The sequence below is a fragment of the Phreatobacter sp. AB_2022a genome, assembly GCF_026847585.1.
Taxonomy (GTDB): Bacteria; Pseudomonadota; Alphaproteobacteria; order Rhizobiales; family Phreatobacteraceae; genus Phreatobacter.
The window spans coordinates 46,737-64,836 of record NZ_JAPSET010000041.1 but is presented as its reverse complement, the minus strand read 5'-3'; the positions used below and the strand labels follow the sequence as shown (position 1 = coordinate 64,836).

Below are 18,100 nucleotides of genomic sequence, written 5' to 3'. Positions count from 1 at the left end.
AAGCGGCTGCGCCAGCGGCTCTCGCGCGGCCGGATGCAGGCGGAGGCGCGGCTCGATCTGCACGGCCTGACCCAGGAGGCGGCCCATCACAGGCTGGTCGGCTTCCTGCGGCGCGCCCAGGCCGACGGCCTCAGGCTGGTCATCGTCATCACCGGCAAGGGCGCGTCGAAACAGGCGGTCGCCTTCGACGATCCGGCCTGGGGCGACGGCGGCCGGCGGGCCGATCCGCATGCCGGGCGCGGCGTGCTGCGCCGGGTCGTGCCGCTCTGGCTGACCATGCCCGAATTGCGCCCGCTGGTGATCGGCTTCGAGGAGGCGGCGCTCGGCCATGGCGGCGCCGGCGCCCTCTATATCCGCATCCGCCGGCCCTGACCGGGCCGCCGCGCAGGGCGGCGGCCGAAGCGGATGGCAGCTTCGGGAGGCGCTTCGGGATTTTTGATCGTCACTGTGGCCGGCCTGCCCTTGACCGGCCCGGCCCTTCGGATGAATCGTCCACTCACCTCATTCGGAGTGCCATGCCATGCGGACCGCCCGCTTCGCCGCCGCCGTCGCCGGATTGACCATCATGCTCGCCGGCCCGGCGCCGGCCTCCGATCTCGCGCGCTACGAGCCGGCGCGCCGGCTCGGCGGTTCGACGCTCTCGACCGAAGCGGTGCCGCCGGGCGCCTGGACCGGTTACGGCATTCCGGGCGGCCTCATCTTCCGCGACCCGCATTTCCAGCGCGTGCTGCCGCCCTGCGATTCCGCGGCCGCCCTCGAGGTGGTCAGCCATCGCTTTGCCGAGAAGGAAAGCCAGTTCTGGAATTCGGCGCTGACCATCGTCAGCTACGACCGGATCCGCCGGGTCGCCGACAATCCCTGGGGGCGCAACAACATCCCGCGCGTCTATTGCTCGGCGCGAGCCCAGCTCTCCGATGGCCGGCTGCGCCAGGTCGACTACGCGATCATGGAAGACCAGAGCATCACCGGCTACACGTTCGGCGTCGAATGGTGCGTGCGTGGCCTCGATCGCGGCTGGAGCTTCGCGCCGAACTGCCGGATGGCGCGGCCCTGAAACGGCCGGCCCCGGGAAGGACGGCTGAGCGGCGCTTCCTCCGCCGCCGCGCCGCCTTCGGACGGCATCCGATAAAATACGTTCTTTATTTGTTCTCATCGGCTGTCCTACCCTTGCGGCAGTTCAACGGGAGGTTGGTCATGTCGATTGCAGTGTTCAGGCGCCTCGGCGCCCTGGCCTTCGCGGGTGTGCTGGCCGCTTCGGCGGGCATCGGTACGGCTCTCGGCCAGGCCCGGCACGGCGCGACCCCGGGCGAGTTCGATTTCTACGTCCTCGCCCTGTCCTGGTCGCCGTCCTTCTGCGAGGCGCAGGGCGAGCGGTCGAGCCGCTCCATGCAATGCGCCGGCGACCGGCCCTTCAGCTTCGTGGTCCACGGCCTCTGGCCGCAATTCACCCGTGGCTTCCCGGAATATTGCCAGGTTCCGGCGCCCGAACTCGACCGGCGCATCGTCAACGGCATGCTCGACATCATGCCGGCGCCGGGCCTCGTGCGTCAGCAATGGGCCAAGCACGGCACCTGCTCGGGCGCCCGCTCGCCGGGCGCCTATTTCGAGACCGTGCGCCAGGCGCGGGCCAAGATCCGCATTCCGCAGGAATTCGAAGCCATTTCCGAGATCCGCACCGTCTCGCCCGACGAGGTCGAGGATGCCTTCGTGCGCGCCAATCCCGGCCTGCAGCGCGACATGATCAGCGTCCAGTGCGACGCCCACCGCCTGCGCGAAGTGCGCATCTGCATCGGCCGGGACATGAATTTCAGCGCCTGCGAGGAGGCCGAACGGCGCTCGTGCCGGCGCGAGCGGCTGGCCATGCCGCCGGTCCGCCCGGGACGGAGCTGAGGCGGACCGGCGCTGCCGCTCAGGGCAGCGCGGCGAGGTAGCGCACCGGCCGGCCGGCGACAACCGCCTGGGCGGCGTGCAGGATGGCATTGGTGTCGATGCCGAAATGCCGGTAGAGGTCGCCGATCGTGCCGGTCTGGCCGAAATGTTCGACGCCGAGCGATTTGAGCCGGTGGCCGTGCACCGAGCCGATCCAGGCGAGCGTCGCGGGATGGCCGTCGATGACGGTGACGAAACCGCATTCGCGCGACAGTGGCGCGATCAGCCGTTCGATATGGCTCATGGCGGTGTGGATGCCGCGCTGGCGCGCCCGCTCGGCGGCGGTCCAGCCGGCATTCAGCCGGTCGGCCGAAGTGATGGCGAGCACGCCGACATCGCGATGGGTTTCGCTGAGGAGGCCGGCGGCGGCGATCGCCTCCGGCGCAACGGTGCCGGTATAGGCGATGACCACCTGGCAGTTGGGCCCGGGCCGGCGCATCCAATAGGCGCCGTTGACGATGTCGCGCGCGAGCTCCGGTGTCATCGCGCGCTGCGGCTGATCGATGGTGCGCGTCGACAGCCTGAGATAGATCGAGCCGCCGGTCTCGTCGCGCAGCCAGGTGCTCTCGTCGGGATCGTCGCCGCCGTCGCGCTGGATATAGTCGAAGCCGAACCGCATGATGGTCGCGAGCTCGTCGACGAAGGCCGGCTCGAAGGCCGCGATGCCGTCCTGCGCGATGCCGATCAGCGGGGTGGCGATCGACTGGTGCGCGCCGCCCTCCGGCGCCAGCGTCACGCCCGACGGGGTTGCCGCCAGGATGAAGCGGGCATCCTGGTAGCAGGCATAGTTCAGGGCATCGAGGCCGCGCTGGATGAAGGGATCGTAGAGCGTGCCGATCGGCAGAAGCCGCTCGCCGTGGATCGAATGGCTAAGGCCCAGCGCCGAGAGCATGATGAACAGGTTCATCTCGGCGATGCCGAGCTCGATATGCTGGCCCTTGGGCGAGAAGTCCCAGTTGAACGTCGAGGGGATGCGCTCCTGCCGGAACGTGTCGGCGAGCGACTCGCGCGCGAACAGGCCGCGCCGGTTGACGAAGGCGCCGAGATTGGTCGACACCGTGACGTCCGGCGAGGTGGTGACGATGCGGTCGGCGAAGCGCGTGTCGAGCCGGGCGATCTCATTGAGGATGAGGCCGAAACCCTGCTGGGTCGACATGGCGGCCTGTGCGGGCCAGGCGAGCGTCTCGGGCACGGCGATCTTCGGCGCGGCATGGCGGCGCACGCCGCGCGCCGCGAAAGGCACCTTGGCGAGAAAGGCTTCGAGCTTGTCGGCGGCGACCGGCAGGCCTTCGAACCGGTCCCATTCATGGCCTGAACGGATCTTCATCGCCTGGCGCAGGCTGTCCATCTGGGCGGGCGTCATCAGGCCGGCATGGTTGTCCTTGTGGCCCTGAAGCGGCAGGCCGAAGCCCTTGATCGTATAGGCGATGAAACAGACCGGCCGGTCGTGGTCGATCTGCTCGAAGGCTTCCACGAGCGTCGCCAGATCGTGGCCGCCGAGATTGGTCATCAGCCGCGCGAGTTCCTCGTCCGACCGGCTGTCGATCAGCCGGCTCACCGGTCCCTGGTCGCCGATATCGTCGATGAGGCGCTTGCGCCAGGCGGCGCCGCCCTGGAAGCAGAGCGCCGAATACAGTTGGTTCGGGCAGGTATCGATCCAGTCCCGAAGCCTGGTACCGCCAGGCTCGGCAAAGGCCGCTTCCAGGAGCTTGCCATATTTCAGGATCACCACGTCCCAGCCGAAATTGCGGAACATGGCCTCGAAGCGCTGCCACAGGCCCTCGCGGATCACCGCGTCCAGGCTCTGCCTGTTGTAGTCGACCACCCACCAAGTGTTGCGCAGGCCGTGCTTCCAGCCCTCGATCAGCGCCTCGTAGATGTTGCCTTCGTCCATTTCGGCATCGCCGATCAGGGCCACCATGCGGCCCTCGGGCTGGTCCTTGGCCCAGCCATGGGCCTTCACATAGTCCTGGACCAGCGAGGAGAACAAAGTCTGGGCGACGCCGAGCCCGACCGAGCCGGTGGAGAAGTCGACGTCGTCGCCGTCCTTGGTGCGCGAGGGATAGCTCTGCGCTCCCTTGTAGCCGCGGAAGGTCTCGAGCTTGGCGCGGCTCTGGTTGCCGAGCAGATATTGGATGGCGTGGAAGTTCGGGCTCGCATGCGGCTTGACCGCCACCCGGTCCTCCGGCCGCAGCACGGCGAAGTAGAGCGCGGTCATGATGGTGGCGAGCGAGGCGGAAGAGGCCTGGTGGCCGCCGACCTTCAGCCCGTCGGCGCTGGCGCGCAGGTGATTGGCATTGTGGATCGTCCAGGAGGCGAGCCACAGCACCTTCTGCTCGAGGGCCGACAAGGGGGCGAGACGGCGGTCGGTCATGACGTGTCCTGGGGCGCGTGTTGCGCGTCGTTGGGTCTGGCGCGCGGCGGCGCGGATCGTCCCATCTTGCCAAAGCCTGCGGCGTCATGCCTGCCAAAAATGGCCATGGACCCGGGCCCGATTAGCAGATAGCGCTACGATGACAGTCTTCCGCAGCCGAATTGACCAGACATGCAGCTCGACCATCTCGATCGCCGGATCCTGCAGGAACTGCAGCGCGACGGCCGGATCACCAACCAGGCGCTGGCCGAGCGGGTCGGCCTGTCGGCGACGCCGTGCCTGCGCCGCGTCAGGCTGCTGGAGGCGGCCGGCGTCATCACCGGCTATGTCGCCACCATCGACCAGCAGGCCGTCGACCTGCCGGTGAGCGTGTTCATCTCGATCAAGCTCGAGCGCCAGCGCGAGGAGGAACTCGACCGGTTCGCCAGCGCCGTCGCCGGCTGGCCGGAAGTGATGGAATGCTATCTGATGACCGGCCAGCGCGACTATCTGATGCGGGTCGTCTGCGCCGACCTGCCGGCCTATGAGAGCTTCCTGAAGGAGAAGCTGACGCGCCTCGACGGCGTCGCCTCGATCGAATCGAGCTTTGCCCTGACCCAGGTCAAGCACACCAACGTCCTGCCGATCGGCTAAGCTCGGCCGCGGCATGCCGCCCGATTCTCGTCCCCTTGCCGCCGCGCTCGGGTGATCTAGCCCTTGTCGAACCTCACAAGCTTCGAAAGAGACGCCATGTTCCGACCCTCCCGCCGCTCCGTCCTGACCCTCGCCGCGGCCGGCGCCGGCGCCGGCCTTCTGGGCCCCAGGGCCTCCGGTCAGGCCGAGCGCGAGACCCACGGCATCTCCTCCTTCGGCGATCTGAAATACGGGCCCGACTTCAAGCATTTCGACTTCGTCAATCCGGGCGCGCCGAAAGGCGGCACCTTCATTCACAGCCCGTCGAGCTGGGGCTTCAACCAGAACCCCAACACCTTCAACACGATGAACACCTTCGTGCTGCGCGGCGACGCGCCGCCGCAGCTCGACGGCATCTATGCGAGCCTGATGGCCGGCGGCGGCGACGAGCCCGATTCGCTCTACGGCCTCGCCGCCGAGCGCGTGCGCATCTCGGCGGACGGCCTGACCTACCGCTTCCGGCTCCGCGACATCGCCAGGTTCCACGACGGCAGCCCGATCACCGCAGCCGACGTCGCCTGGAGCCTGACGACGCTGAAGGAGAAGGGCCATCCGATCCTGCGCGTGCTGCTGCGCGACGTCGCCGGCGCCGAGGCCGAGGAGGAGCGCCTGGTGAAGGTGACCTTCGCCGAGGGCCGCGCCCGCGACCTGCCGCTGACGGTCGCCGGCATGCCGATCCTGTCGAAGGCCTATTACGCCACGCGTGATTTCGAAGCCTCCACCATGGAGCTGCCGCTCGGTTCGTCAGCCTACAAGGTCGGCCGGTTCGAGCCCGGGCGCTTCATCGAATATGAGCGGGTCAAGGACTGGTGGGGCGAAAAGCTTCCCGTCTCGGTCGGGCAGAACAATTTCGATATCGTCAGGCTCGAATTCTTCCGCGACCGCGACGTCGCCTTCGAGGCCTTCAAGAGCCGGGCCTATACGTTCCGCGAGGAATTCACCGCGCGCGTCTGGGCGACACAATACGATTTTCCCGCCGTGCGCGACGGCCGGGTCGTCCGCAAGGAGCTGCCCGACGAGACGCCGTCGGGCGCCCAGGGCTGGTTCATCAATACGCGGCGGCCGAAATTCGCCGACCGGCGCGTGCGCGAGGCGCTGGGACTCGCCTTCGATTTCGAATGGACCAACAAGAACGTCATGTTCGACGCCTACAAGCGCACCCATTCGTTCTTCCAGAACTCGCCCCTGATGGCGTCCGGTCCGCCCTCGCCCGAGGAGCTCGCCCTGCTCGAGCCGTTCCGCGGCAAGGTCGCCGAGGAGGTGTTCGGCACACCCTATTCGCCGCCGGCCTCGGACGGCTCCGGCCAGGACCGCAACCTGCTCCGCCGCGCCACCGCGCTGCTGCGCGAGGCCGGCTGCACCCTGCGCGACAACAAGCTCCTCGACCCGCAGGGCCAGCCGCTGACCGTCGAGTTCCTCGACTTCGAAAACTCGCTGGAGCGGCACACCCAGCCTTTCGTCGCCAATCTCAGGCGGCTCGGCATCGAGGCCGGCATCCGCCGGGTCGATTCGGCGCAGTACCAGTCGCGCCTGAAGGACTATGATTTCGACATGACGGTGCGCCGCTATTCGCTCTCGCTGACGCCGGGCGAGGGCATGCGCTCGTTCTTCGGTTCGGCGAGCGGCCGTGAGCCGGGCTCGAACAACCTGGCCGGCATCGCCGACCCCGTGCTCGACGCGCTGATCGAGAAGGCTCTGGTCGCCAGTTCGCGGGCCGAGCTCACCGTGATCTGCAAGGCGATCGACCGTGTGCTGCGCGCCGGCCGCTACTGGGTGCCCAACTGGTACAAGGGCAGCCACACCATCGCCTTCTGGGACCTTTTCGGCTTTCCCGAAACCAAGCCGCGCTACAGCCGCGGCGCGCCGGCCACCTGGTGGTACGACCAGGCGAAGGCAGCCAAACTCGGTTAGTCTTTCGCGCCGGGACGGCCGCATGAAGGATCGCGAAGCTCGCTGCAGGGCGCAGGGGCGCTGATCCAAAAGGAATCGCCGCCGGCAGGGCCGGCGGCGACATGGTCATGGCCCGTCAGTGCGTCGGCGTCGCGCCGTGCACCCAGTTGCCGATGATCACCCAGCGGCCGTTGCGGATCTGGGAAAGCCGCGCCGAATTGTTGCAGAGCCGATTCTGCGCGGTGATGCGGCAGCCCTGGCTGTCGAACATGTCGGTGCCGTAGGGTTGCTCGATCGCGCGCAGGAAGCTCTCGACGGTGAGGCTCTGGCCGGCCTTCATGGCGGCTTCGTAGAAGAGGTTGCCGATCTGCCAGCCATAGGCCGAGAACACGGTCGGATCCTCGCCGAAGCGCGCCTTGTAGCGCTGGGCCCATTCGCGGATCTGCGGGCTCGGGTCGTCGGGATAGGGATGAGCCGTGGTCATCATGGCGTAGAAGCCTTCGGCCACGGCTCCGCCGAGCTGAGGGATGAGATGGGTATAGGCCGCGCTGGTGCCGACGAACACCGCTTCGAGGCCGACCTTCTTCGCCTCCGCGAGCACGCCCACCGTCTCGCGGATGATCGTGCCCATCACCACGAGGTCGCAGTTGGCGGCCTTGAGGCGCGCCACCTGCGAGGAGAATTCGGTGGCGCCGCGCTTGAACGAGGCGCGCTCGACATAGGTCTGGTTCAGCGTCTGCAGGGCGGCCTCGCCGCCACGCACCACTTCAAGCCCGAACTCGTCGTCCTGGTAGACGACGCAGGCGCGTTTCAGGCCGCGCTCCCGGACGATGCCCGGCAGCATGGTGTGCAGCTGGTCGTAATAGGCGGTGGCAAAGGCCATCTTCAGCGGCTGCGGCGGCAGGTACATTTCCCGCGCCGCCGTCACCGGCATGAAGTTCGGCACATTGCGCTCGAACTGCACGGGCATGGCCGCCATGTTCTGGGCCGTGCCGATATGGCCGACCATCATGAAGATGCGGTCGCTGTTGACCAGCTTCTGGGCCGCGAGCAGCGCCTTGCGCGGATCGTAGGCGCTGTCCTCGACGATCAGGTTGACGCGCCGGCCGTGGATGCCGCCGCGCGCATTGAGCTCGTCGAAATACATCTGCAGGCCGTTGCGGGTCTGCTTGCCGTAGGCGGCCAGGGGCCCGGAAAGGTCCTGGATGGTGCCGAGCGTGATCTGGTTGGCGCTCACCCCTTGCGTGGGGCCCGGGGCCTGGGCCGTGGCGCCGCCGGCGACGAGGCAGGCCGCCAGGGCAAGGCCGGCGGGAAGTCGTATGGTCATGGGTGTCCTCCATCTGGATCGCCCGCGGTTCGCCCGCGGTGCAGTTCTGGGAATGTCGGGCATGAATGCGATGGTCCGGGAAAAGCTAGTCGAATTCCTGCATCTGTCCTAGGGGCAGCTGCCACCCGCGGACCTAAAGCCCCATCTGGCGGCCGGCGAGATCCTTCATGATCTCTTCGGTGCCGCCGCCGATCGCATTGACTTTCACCTCGCGATAGATCCGTTCGACCTTGGCGCCGCGCATGAAGCCGGCGCCGCCGAAGATCTGAACGGCCTCCGAGGCGCAGAAGGCCATGGTCTGGGTCGCCTGGTTCTTCAAGAGGCAGATGTCGGCGACCGGGTTCTCGCCCTGCTCCAGCCGCCAGGTCAGCATTTCGAGCCAGGCCTGGCTCGCCGATACGCGCTGGGCCATGTCGACCAGCTTGTGACGGATCACCTGGTGCTGGGTCAAAGGCTTGCCGAAGGTCTGCCGCTCGCGGGCATAGGCCGTCGCCTCGTCGAGGCACACCGCGGCGAAGGCGATGCAGCCGGCGGCCAGCGTCAGGCGCTCATGGTTGAAATTGCGCATGACGATCTTGAAGCCCTGGCCCTCCTCGCCGATCAGGTTCTCGGCAGGCACGCGGACATTGTCGAAATAGAGCGTCGCGGTGTCGGAGGCCCACCAGCCCATCTTCTTCAGCGGCGTGCGCGCAAAGCCCGGCCGGTCACGCTCGATCAGGATGAGGCTGACGCCGCCGGCTCCCTCACCGCCGGTGCGCACCGCAACGGTGTAGTAGTCGGCGCGCATTCCCGAGGTGATGAAGGTCTTCTCGCCGTTGACCACATAGTCGGCGCCGTCGCGGCGCGCCGTGGTCTTCAGGTTGGCGACGTCGGAGCCGCCGCTCGGCTCGGTGATCGTCAGCGCCGAGATCTTGTCGCCCGAGAGGATCTCGGGCAGCACCCTTGCCTTGAGCTCCGGCCGGGCGGCGAGCGCGATCGGCGGCGTGCCGATCGAATGGCTCATGAGGCTGGCGCTGACGCCGCCGGAGCCGGCGCGCGCCAGCTCCTGCACCGCCACCAGCCACATGAAGCGGTCGGCGGCGACCCCGCCATATTCTTCGGGGAAGCCGAGACCGATGAGGCCGATGGCCGCCGCCTTGGCGTAGAGCGCGCGCGGGAACTCCTCCGCTTCGTCCCAGGCCGTGGCGTAGGGCGTAATCTCCTCGGCGACGAAGCGCCTGACGACGTCGCGAAACGCGTCGTGTTCGGCTGTGTAGAAGGGGCTCGCCACGCTTTTCATCCTTCCATGTCGCGTCCGGCCGGCGCCGGCGGGGCCGCCGGTGCCGGCATCCCGCGCTCAGTGGGCCGGCGCCTCGCCATGAACCCAGTCGCGTGCCACCACCCAGCGGCCGTCGCGGATCTGCGACAGGCGGGCGGCATTGTTGCAGAGGCGGTTCTGCGGCGTGATCGCGCAGCCCTGGCTGCCGAACATGTCGGTGCCGTAGCGGGTCGTCTCCATCGCCTGGTTGAAGCTCTGCGGCGTCAGGTTCGGCCCCGCCTTCATGGCCGCCTCGGTGAACAGGTGGCTGACCTGCCAGCCAAAGGCGGAGAACACGGTCGGATCCTCGCCAAAACGCGCCTTGTAGCGCTGCGCCCAGTCGCGAATCTCGGCGCTCGGATCGTCGGGGTAGGGGTGGGCGGTGGTCATCACCGCGTAGAAGCCTTCGGTGACGCGGCCGCCGAGCTGAGGGATGAGGTGGGTGTAGGCGGCGGCGGTGCCGACGAAGACCGCTTCGAGCCCAACCTTCTTGGCTTCCGCGAGCACGCCCACCGTCTCGCGGATGATCGTGCCCATCACCACGAGGTCGCAGTTGGCGGCCTTGAGGCGCGCCACCTGCGAGGAGAATTCGGTGGCGCCGCGCTTGAACGAGGCGCGCTCGACATAGGTCTGGTTCAGCGTCTGCAGGGCGGCCTCGCCGCCGCGCACCACTTCAAGCCCGAACTCGTCGTCCTGGTAGACGACGCAGGCGCGCTTCAGGCCGCGCTCGCGGACGAGCTCGGGCAGCATGGTGCGCACCTGGTCGTAATAGGCCGTGACATAGGCCATCTTCAGCGGCTGGGCGGGCAGGTACATCTCGCGCGCCGCCGTGAGCGGCATGAAGTTCGCCACATTGCGCTCGAACTGCACGGGCATGGCCGCCATGTTCTGGGCCGTGCCGATATGGCCGATCATCAGGAAGATGCGGTCGCTGTTGACCAGCTTCTGGGCGGCGAGCAGCGCCTTGCGCGGATCATAGGCGCTGTCCTCGACGAGGAGGCTGACGCGCCGGCCGTGGATGCCGCCGCGCGCATTGAGCTCGTCGAAATACATCTGCATGCCGTTGCGGGCCTGCTTGCCGTAGGCGGCGACCGGGCCGGACAGATCCTGGATCGTGCCGAGCGTGATCTGGCTGGCGCTCACCCCTTGCGTCTGCTGGGCGAGGGCCGGGCCGGCGGCGAGGCCGAGCGCGAGCGCCAGGGCCGTTCGAACGTGCTGTCTCATCGATGCGTCTCCTCGTGAATGCCCGCGGCTGGTCCCGCGGCTTTCTTGGGCCGGCAGCCCTTGTCGGGCCTGGCCGGCCGGCTGCCACCGCTTCAGGCCGCGGCGCTGCGGTACATGCTCTCGATCAGCTCGGCATATTTCTTCTGCACCAGGCCGCGCTTCAGCTTCATGGTCGGGGTCAGCTCCTCGTCCTCGGCGGTCAGCTGCTGGTCGATCAGGCGGAAGGTCTTGACCTGTTCGACGCGGGCGAACTTGGCGTTGACCCGCTCGACCTCGGCGCCGATCAGCTCGATCACCGCGGGCGCGCGGCACAGGCTCGCATAGTTGGAGAAGGGGATGTCGCGGTCCTGCGCGAACTTCTCGACATTCTCCTGGTCGATCATGACGAGGGCGGTGAGGTAGGGCCGGCGGTCGCCGATGATGACGGCATCGGTGATATAGGGCGAGAATTTCAGCTCGTTCTCGATCTCGCTCGGCGTGATGTTCTTGCCGCCGGCGGTAATGATGATGTCCTTCATCCGGTCGGTGATCTTGAAGAAGCCCTCGTTGTCGACGAGGCCGACATCGCCGGTATGGAGCCAGCCGCCGCGGATAGCCTCGCTGGTCTTTTCGGGCTGGTTCAGATAGCCGGCTATGATGGTCGGCCCGCGGATAAGGATCTCGCTGTCCGGAGAAATCTTCATTTCCACCGTGCTGACCGGTCGGCCGATCATGCCCGGCCTGATCCGGTCGACCGGCACGATGGTGCCGACGCCGGTCGTCTCCGTCATGCCCCAGAGCTCGAGCAGCGGCACGCCGAGCGCGAAATACCAGCGGATCAGGTCGGGCGAGATCGGCGCGGCGCCCGTCGCCATGAACCGGCATTGGTGGATGCCGATCATCTTGCGGACATTGTTGAGCGCGAGCCAGCGGCCGGCGAGCACCTTGAGGCGCAGCCCGAGCGGCACGGGCTTGCCGTCGATATGGAGATCGGCGGCCTTGGTGCCCTGCGCGATCGCCCAGCGATAGACGAGACGCTGCAGCGGCGTCGCCTCCTTCAGGCGGATCGTCACGGCCGAATAGAACTTCTCCCAGATCCGCGGCACCGCGAAAAAGATGGTCGGCTGGATCTCGCGCACATTCTCGGGCACGGTCTCCGGGTTCTCCACGAAGTTCAGCGTGGCGCCGGAATAGAGTGCGATGAACTGGCCGCCGACGCGCTCGGCCACATGGCAGAGCGGCAGAAAGGCCATGCGCTGGTCGTCCTCGTTCTGCTTCAGCGTCTCCGTCGTGATCACCGAGATGGCCGCGATGATATTGCTGTGGGTGATCATCGCGCCTTTCGGCTTGCCCGTCGTGCCCGACGTGTAGACGAGGATGGCGAGATCCTCCGGCTTGCGCGATCCGAGCCGCTCCTGCCAGAGGCCGGGCTTCGCGCGCTCCTCGTCGCGGCCGAGCGCGCGCAGCTGATCGAGGCTCATCACCTGCGGGTCGGAATAGCGCGACAGGCCCTCGGTGTCGAAGACGATGATCCTGTCGAGCTGCGGCGTGCGGGCGCGGATCTCCAGGATCTTGTCGAGCTGTTCCTCGTCCTCGACGAAGACGAAGCGGCTGTGCGAGTCGTTGACGAGATATTCGCACTGCTCGGCCGCGTCGGTGGGATAGATGCCGTTCGACACGCCGCCGGCGCAGAGGATCGCATAGTCGGCGAAGGTCCATTCGCGCCGCGTATTGGAGAGGATCGATGCGACGTCGCCGGGCTGAAGCCCGAGGGCCGCAAGGCCGAGCGCGATCTCGCGGACGATCCTGCCCATGTCGGCCCAGCTGGTCGATTGCCAGAGGCCGAAATGTTTCTGCCTGAGCGCCGTCCTGTCGCCGCGCATGGCAACGGCCGCGGTGAAGACTTCGACGACGGTCTTGCCCGCCGGCGTCTTCGGCGGGCGGATCGCCTGGGATGGCCAGATCTCGAACATGCCGGGCGGCCTCCTGTTCAGCGCCACATCTTCTTCTTCTTCCAGCGCCGCTCGCCGCGCACGCCGGCCTGCTTCATGCCGAGGTAGAATTCCTTCACGTCGTCCTTTTCGCGCAGCCGCGCCGTGGTGTCTTCCATGACGATCCGGCCCTGTTCGAGGATGTAGCCGAAATCGGCGGTTTCCAGGGCCATGGCGGCGTTCTGCTCGACCAGCAGCATGGTGACCCCGCGCTCGCGGTTGACCCTCTTGACGATCGAGAAGATCTCCTGGGTGAGCTTCGGCGACAGGCCGAGCGAGGGCTCGTCGAGCAGCAGCAGATCGGGCCGCGACATCAGCGCCCGGGAAATGGCGAGCATCTGCTGCTGGCCGCCGGACAGGAGCCCGGCCTCCTGGCTCGCGCGCTCCTTCAGGATCGGGAAATAGCCCTCCACCAGTTCGAGGTCGCGCGCCACCTCGTCGCGGTCGGCGCGCGTATAGGCGCCCATCAGCAGGTTGTTGCGCACCGAGAGCAGCGGAAACACTTCGCGCCCTTCGGGCGAATGGCCGAGGCCCAGGCGGACGATCTCGGCCGGGTCGCGGCGGTCGATCGCCTGGCCCTTGAAGGTGATCGTGCCCTTCTGCGGATCGAGAATGCCCGAGATCGTCTTCAGGATGGTGGTCTTGCCGGCGCCATTGGCGCCGAGCACGGTGACGATCGCGCCCTTCGGCACCGACAGGGAGACGCCGCGGATGGCCTTCACCGCGCCATAGGCGGCCTCGACATTGGCGAGCGTCAGGATCGGTTCGCTGGTCGACACGGGACGGGTCATGCCGGCACCGCCTCGGGCTCGGTCCGGCCGAGATAGGCCTCGACGACGGCCGGGTGGCTCTGCACCGCGTCGGGCGTGCCGAGCGCGAGGACGCGGCCCTGGTTGATCGCCAGCACCCGGTCGGAGACGCGCGAGACCAGCGTCATGTCGTGCTCCACCATGATGACGGTGATGCCGAGGTCCTTGGTGATGTCCTCGATCCAGAAGGCCATGTCCTCGGTCTCCTCGACATTGAGGCCGGAGGAAGGTTCGTCGAGCAGCAGCAGCTTCGGCCGGATCGCCAGCGCCCGGCCGAGCTCGACCACCTTGCGCGCGCCATAGGGCAGGCCCGCCACCATGCTGTCGCGGTGGACGGCGAGGTCGAGGAAGTCGATGATCTCCTCGACATGCTCGCGCAGGCGCACCTCCGCGCGCTTCACCGAGGGCAGGAACAGCGCCTCGGCGAGCGGGTAGGTGGTGCGGTGCACATGGGCGCCGATCAAGAGGTTCTGCAGGACGGTCGCCTGCTCGAACAGCTCGATGTTCTGGAAGGTGCGGGCGATGCCGAGCCCGGCGATCTTGTGCGGCGCGACGCCGGTGATGTCGCGGCCTTCGAAGCTGATGGCGCCGGCGCTCGGATCGTAGATCCGGCTGATGATGTTGAAGACGGTGGTCTTGCCGGCACCGTTCGGGCCGATGATCGTGAAGACCTCGCCCTTGTCGACGCTGAAGCCGACATTGTCGACGGCTTTCAGGCCGCCGAACTGGACCGACAGGCCTTTCGCTTCGAACAGGGGTTCCGTCATTTCAGCCGGTCCGATTTCTGGAAGGCCTTCTGCCGGCGGAACATGCCCTGCCGGTAGAACGGGAACAGGTCGAAATAGGCCCGGAACTTGAGCCAGGCGCCGTAGATGCCGAGCGGCTCGAACAGCACCATGAGGATCAGCACCAGGCCGAAGACGGTCGGCTGCAGGCCGGTGGCTTCGGCGAGCGCGGCCGGCAGGAACGGTTTCGAGGCGTTGATCGCCTGCGGCAGCGCGATCAGGAAGATGGCGCCGAACACCGCGCCGTGGATCGAGCCGAGGCCGCCGATCACCACCATCATCAGGAGCTCGATCGACTGGATGACGGTGAACTGGTCGGGCGACAGGAAGCGGATATTGTGGGCGTAGAGCGCGCCGCCGACGCCGGCAAAGGCGGCGCTGATGGCGAAGGACAGCGTCTTGTAGGTGGCAAGATGCACGCCCATGCTCTGCGCCGAGATCTCCGAGTCGCGGATGGCGACGAAGGCGCGGCCCGTCGGCGAGCGCAGCAGGTTGATCAGGATGAGCGCGCCGCCGATCGCGAAGGCGAGGGCGAGGTAGTAGAACGGCACGCCGTCGGCGAAGCGCAGGCCGAACAGCTGGATCGGCGGCACCATCAGGCCGGCATTGCCGCCGGTGATCGGCTCGGCGCGGGCGATGATCTCCTCGACGATGGTGCCGAAGGCGAGTGTCGCGATGCCGAGATAGAGGCCGCGCACGCGCAGCGCCGGCAGGCCGATGATGACGCCGACGGCGGCGGCGAGCAGGCCGGCGACCGCCGTCGACAGGAAGAACGGCCAGCCGGCAATGGCGAGCACCGCTTCCGTATAGGCGCCGACCGCCATGAAGGCCGCATGGCCGAGCGACATCTGGCCGGTGAAGCCGGCAAGCAGCATCAGCCCATAGGCGATCAGCACATAGATGAACACCTGGCTCACCTGGCTGAGGAAATAGGGCGAGGCGGCGAGCGGCAGGGCGAGCAGGGCGACGACGAGCAGCCCGTACCAGAACAGCTGGCCGCCATGCTGGATCAGGTTGATGTCCTGCTCGTAGCGGGTCTTGAAGATGAAGCGCATGGCGTCACACCTTCTTGCGGGCGGTTTCGCCGAACAGGCCGGTGGGCTTGAACACCAGCATGGCGAGCACGACGACGAAGGCGGCGACGTCCTTGAAGCCTTCCATGAGGTAGAAGCCGGCAAAGGACTCGACGACGCCGATGATCAGGCCGCCGACGATCGCGCCAGGCAGGCTGGTGAAGCCGCCGATGACCGCCGCCGGGAACGCCTTGATGCCGATGAGGCCCATATTGGCGTGGATGAAGGTGAGCGGCGCGAGCAGGATGCCGGCGATCGCCGCGACACCGGCGCTGATCGCCCAGATCAGGCTGGACAGCCGCTTCACCGGAATGCCCATGTAGTAGGCGGCGAGCTGGTTCTGCGACATGGCCTGCATGGCGACGCCGACCTTGGTGTAGCGGAACACCGCGGCGAGCAGGGCGCAGAGCGCGAACGTGGTCACGATGATGACGATGTGCTCGGCGCTGATCACCAGGCCGCCGAGCCGATAGGTCTCGCCGCGGAACGGCACCGGCAGGCTGTGGGTGTCGGTGCCGACCACCGGGAGCATGGTGACGAGGCCGCGGCCCATATAGCTGAGGCCGATGGTCACCATGACCACGGCGAAGGCCGGATGGCCGAGGACCGGCCTCAGGACGACGCGCTCGAGGCAATAGCCGACCGCGGCGGTGGCGGCCATGGCGAACAGGATGACCAGCCAGTAGGGCAGGCCGAGCGTGGTGGCGGCGAACAGGCCGGCGAAGGCGCCGATCATCATCAGCTCGCCCTGGGCGAAGTTGACGGTCTCGGTCGCCTTGTAGATCAGCACGAAGCCGAGCGCGATCAGGCCGTAGATGCACCCCTGCGCCAGGCCGCTGATCAGCAGCTGAACGATCTGCAAGCTTGTGGTCCCCCTCGCTCTGTCGGCGTTCCCATCTCGGATTTTTTTGGATCGTTCCGTCTGCCCGTGCCGGTTGGTCCGGCTTTCGGGCAGCGGGGTTATTGCAGCTTCAAGAGCCTGCGCGCTTCGGCGGGGCTCGCAACCTCGCGCCCCGCATCTCGTACATAGGCGGCCAATTGTTCGATCAAGGCGCCGTTCGACGCAACCTTCGCGCCGTCGGGCAGGTAGAAGGTGTCCTCGAGGCCGGACCGCAGATGGCCGCCCTGTTCGGCGCAGGCCCGGTGCAGCGGCCAGATGCCGGCGCGGCCGATGGCGGTGACCTGCCAGTTGGCGTCCGCCGCCTTGAGCCGCCGGAGGATCGGCAGGAGGTCGGGATCGGCGGGCATGCCGGATTCCACGCCCATGACGAAGTTGTACTGGAGCGGACCCTTCACCATGCCGACCTGCGAATACATGGCGACGCAGCGCGCGATGCCGACATCGAAACATTCGAACTCCGGCAGCGTGCCGGCCGCAGCCATCACGTCGAGATAGGCCTTGATCTTTTCGACGGGGTTGTCGAACAGCATGGGCTTCCAGGCCCAGGTGCCATCCGCCTTCACCTTGAGATAGTTGAGCGAGCCGGCATTGCAGGCGGCCATTTCGGGCCGGGTCTCGGCGATGCAGGCGAGCGCGCCCGAAAAGTCCGGACCGACGACGCCCGAGGTGTGGTTGATGATGACACCGGGGCAGGCCGCGCGGATCGCCGCCTGCACCTCGGCCGAGAGCGCCGGATCCCAGGACGGCAGATGGCCCTTGCCCTCGCCCTGCTGGCGCAGGTGGATGTGCATGACCGAGGCGCCCGCCTCGAAGGCGCGGCGGGCCTCGGCCGCCATCTCGGCCGGCGTCACCGGCACGGCATGCTGTTTCGGGTCGGTCAGCACGCCGTTCAGCGCGCAGGTGATGATCGCCTTGTCGCTCATGACCGTTCTTGCTCTATGCCCCGGTTGCCATGCGCCAGCCTGTCGATGGTTTCAGCCGCGCCGGGGCCTGTCTTGTGTTAAGCGGCTAGTCGCGGCGCCGCCGGGCGAAGTGTCGCAGCCCCCCGGGCGTCAGCGTCCGGTCCAGTTCGGCTTGCGCTTTTCGACGAAGGCGGCGACGCCCTCGCGGGCATCTTCGGTCGCCGCGGTCAGGGCGATCTGTGCCTCGGTGTAGGCGATCGCCTCGTCGAACGACATGGCGGCGATGGCGCGCATGGCATATTTGCCGCGCCGGATGGCGGTCGGCGACTTGTCGGCGAGCCGCCCGATCAGCCAGTCGACCTTGGCGTCGAGCTCGGCCGCCGGCACGACGTGGTTGACGAGGCCGGCCGCCTTCGCCTCGGCCGCGTCGAAGGGTTCGCCGGTCAGGCACCATTCGTTGACGATGCGCCGCGGCACGGTCACCTGCAAAAGGCTCAGCACCTGCATCGGGAAGACGCCGACCTTCACCTCCGGCAGGCCGAACACGACACTGTCGGCGGCGACCGCCATGTCGGTCATGCACAGGAGGCCCATGCCGCCGGCCATGCAGACGCCGTTGACCCGCGCGATCGACGGCTTGGTGGCGTTCTGGGCGAGCCGCAGCAGGTCGGCATAGTCGCTGTTCGGCTTGGCGAGGTCGCGGAAGGCGGCCTGGCCGCCGGTGAGATCGGCGCCGGCGCAGAAAGCCTTGTCGCCGCCGCCGGTCAGCACGATGGCGCGCACCGTGTCGTCGGCATGGGCCTCGCCATAGCCTCTGGCGATGCCGGCGATCATCTCTCCATTGAGGGCGTTGCGCCGGTCGGGCCGGTTGATGGTGATCCACAGCGCCGGGCCGCGCTTGTCGATGAGAACCGTGTCGGACATCGGCAAACCTCCTCGATGACAGG

Annotated in this window: 16 protein-coding genes; 5 read left to right on the top strand and 11 right to left on the bottom strand. The window is 67.6% G+C overall.

Annotated features, from left to right (window positions below; translation table 11 throughout):
- The 3 genes from OZ671_RS24410 to OZ671_RS24400 all read left to right on the top strand — a co-directional run.
- Positions 1–372 (top strand): Smr/MutS family protein (locus OZ671_RS24410; protein ID WP_268863133.1); only part of this gene is annotated, 372 nt, incomplete at its 5' end.
- 148 nt (positions 373–520) lie between these two features.
- On the top strand, positions 521–1,054 hold the full coding sequence (locus OZ671_RS24405) for a hypothetical protein (protein WP_268863132.1): 534 nt from the start codon (positions 521–523) through the stop codon (positions 1,052–1,054).
- A 140-nt stretch (positions 1,055–1,194) separates the two neighbouring features.
- Positions 1,195–1,890 (top strand): ribonuclease T2, encoded by a 696-nt coding sequence (locus OZ671_RS24400; RefSeq protein WP_268863131.1) that lies wholly within the window; start codon positions 1,195–1,197, stop codon positions 1,888–1,890.
- A gap of 19 nt (positions 1,891–1,909) precedes the next feature.
- Here OZ671_RS24400 and OZ671_RS24395 read toward each other — a convergent pair whose 3' ends face one another.
- Positions 1,910–4,303, bottom strand: coding sequence for a transketolase-like TK C-terminal-containing protein (locus tag OZ671_RS24395; protein WP_268863130.1), 2,394 nt, complete (start codon positions 4,301–4,303; stop codon positions 1,910–1,912).
- Positions 4,304–4,474: 171 nt separating this feature from the next.
- Between OZ671_RS24395 and OZ671_RS24390 the strand changes: the two genes are divergently transcribed.
- Both OZ671_RS24390 and OZ671_RS24385 read left to right on the top strand, forming a co-directional pair.
- Entirely contained in the window at positions 4,475–4,936 is a 462-nt protein-coding gene (locus OZ671_RS24390; protein WP_038302179.1) for an Lrp/AsnC family transcriptional regulator, read from the top strand.
- A gap of 96 nt (positions 4,937–5,032) precedes the next feature.
- On the top strand, positions 5,033–6,886 hold the full coding sequence (locus tag OZ671_RS24385) for an extracellular solute-binding protein (RefSeq protein ID WP_268863129.1): 1,854 nt from the start codon (positions 5,033–5,035) through the stop codon (positions 6,884–6,886).
- A 115-nt stretch (positions 6,887–7,001) separates the two neighbouring features.
- Here the strand turns inward: OZ671_RS24385 and OZ671_RS24380 are convergent, their stop codons facing one another.
- From OZ671_RS24380 to OZ671_RS24335, 10 genes are all read right to left on the bottom strand, one after another.
- The gene (locus OZ671_RS24380) at positions 7,002–8,192 is read right to left on the bottom strand and encodes an ABC transporter substrate-binding protein (protein WP_268863128.1); all 1,191 of its coding nucleotides are present in this window, start codon (positions 8,190–8,192) and stop codon (positions 7,002–7,004) included.
- 133 nt (positions 8,193–8,325) lie between these two features.
- Positions 8,326–9,471 (bottom strand): acyl-CoA dehydrogenase family protein, encoded by a 1,146-nt coding sequence (locus tag OZ671_RS24375; RefSeq protein WP_268863127.1) that lies wholly within the window; start codon positions 9,469–9,471, stop codon positions 8,326–8,328.
- 57 nt (positions 9,472–9,528) lie between these two features.
- Complete coding sequence (locus OZ671_RS24370; protein ID WP_268863126.1) at positions 9,529–10,713, bottom strand: ABC transporter substrate-binding protein; 1,185 nt, start codon at positions 10,711–10,713, stop codon at positions 9,529–9,531.
- A gap of 92 nt (positions 10,714–10,805) precedes the next feature.
- Entirely contained in the window at positions 10,806–12,665 is a 1,860-nt protein-coding gene (locus tag OZ671_RS24365) for an AMP-dependent synthetase/ligase (protein WP_268863125.1), read from the bottom strand.
- Positions 12,666–12,682: 17 nt separating this feature from the next.
- Positions 12,683–13,474 (bottom strand): ABC transporter ATP-binding protein, encoded by a 792-nt coding sequence (locus OZ671_RS24360; RefSeq protein ID WP_268863124.1) that lies wholly within the window; start codon positions 13,472–13,474, stop codon positions 12,683–12,685.
- Positions 13,471–14,259 carry an ABC transporter ATP-binding protein gene (locus OZ671_RS24355; protein ID WP_268863123.1) on the bottom strand — a complete coding sequence of 263 codons (789 nt, stop codon included), beginning with the start codon at positions 14,257–14,259 and terminating at the stop codon, positions 13,471–13,473. The genes OZ671_RS24360 and OZ671_RS24355 overlap by 4 nt, the downstream gene beginning before the upstream one ends.
- Positions 14,256–15,332 (bottom strand): branched-chain amino acid ABC transporter permease, encoded by a 1,077-nt coding sequence (locus tag OZ671_RS24350; RefSeq protein WP_268863122.1) that lies wholly within the window; start codon positions 15,330–15,332, stop codon positions 14,256–14,258. Before OZ671_RS24350 ends, OZ671_RS24355 begins: the two co-directional genes overlap by 4 nt.
- Before the next feature lie 4 nt (positions 15,333–15,336).
- Positions 15,337–16,212, bottom strand: a complete 876-nt coding sequence (locus OZ671_RS24345; protein ID WP_268863121.1) for a branched-chain amino acid ABC transporter permease — start codon at positions 16,210–16,212, stop codon at positions 15,337–15,339.
- 98 nt (positions 16,213–16,310) lie between these two features.
- A complete protein-coding gene (locus tag OZ671_RS24340) occupies positions 16,311–17,174 on the bottom strand; it encodes a 3-keto-5-aminohexanoate cleavage protein (protein WP_268863120.1) in 864 nt (287 codons plus the stop codon).
- 129 nt (positions 17,175–17,303) lie between these two features.
- Entirely contained in the window at positions 17,304–18,077 is a 774-nt protein-coding gene (locus OZ671_RS24335; RefSeq protein WP_268863119.1) for an enoyl-CoA hydratase/isomerase family protein, read from the bottom strand.
- Between the last annotated feature and the right edge of the window lie 23 nt (positions 18,078–18,100).

Bases quoted from the DNA above. Each gene is read 5' to 3' on its own strand.
- OZ671_RS24340 (WP_268863120.1), bottom strand. From the start codon at position 17,174: ATGAGCGACAAGGCGATCATCACCTGCGCGCTGAACGGCGTGCTGACC.
- OZ671_RS24350 (WP_268863122.1), bottom strand. From the start codon at position 15,332: ATGCGCTTCATCTTCAAGACCCGCTACGAGCAGGACATCAACCTGATC.
- OZ671_RS24375 (WP_268863127.1), bottom strand. From the start codon at position 9,471: ATGAAAAGCGTGGCGAGCCCCTTCTACACAGCCGAACACGACGCGTTT.
- OZ671_RS24355 (WP_268863123.1), bottom strand. From the start codon at position 14,259: ATGACGGAACCCCTGTTCGAAGCGAAAGGCCTGTCGGTCCAGTTCGGC.
- OZ671_RS24335 (WP_268863119.1), bottom strand. From the start codon at position 18,077: ATGTCCGACACGGTTCTCATCGACAAGCGCGGCCCGGCGCTGTGGATC.
- OZ671_RS24390 (WP_038302179.1), top strand. From the start codon at position 4,475: ATGCAGCTCGACCATCTCGATCGCCGGATCCTGCAGGAACTGCAGCGC.
- OZ671_RS24380 (WP_268863128.1), bottom strand. From the start codon at position 8,192: ATGACCATACGACTTCCCGCCGGCCTTGCCCTGGCGGCCTGCCTCGTC.
- OZ671_RS24395 (WP_268863130.1), bottom strand. From the start codon at position 4,303: ATGACCGACCGCCGTCTCGCCCCCTTGTCGGCCCTCGAGCAGAAGGTG.
- OZ671_RS24385 (WP_268863129.1), top strand. From the start codon at position 5,033: ATGTTCCGACCCTCCCGCCGCTCCGTCCTGACCCTCGCCGCGGCCGGC.
- OZ671_RS24360 (WP_268863124.1), bottom strand. From the start codon at position 13,474: ATGACCCGTCCCGTGTCGACCAGCGAACCGATCCTGACGCTCGCCAAT.
- OZ671_RS24405 (WP_268863132.1), top strand. From the start codon at position 521: ATGCGGACCGCCCGCTTCGCCGCCGCCGTCGCCGGATTGACCATCATG.
- OZ671_RS24365 (WP_268863125.1), bottom strand. From the start codon at position 12,665: ATGTTCGAGATCTGGCCATCCCAGGCGATCCGCCCGCCGAAGACGCCG.
- OZ671_RS24370 (WP_268863126.1), bottom strand. From the start codon at position 10,713: ATGAGACAGCACGTTCGAACGGCCCTGGCGCTCGCGCTCGGCCTCGCC.
- OZ671_RS24400 (WP_268863131.1), top strand. From the start codon at position 1,195: ATGTCGATTGCAGTGTTCAGGCGCCTCGGCGCCCTGGCCTTCGCGGGT.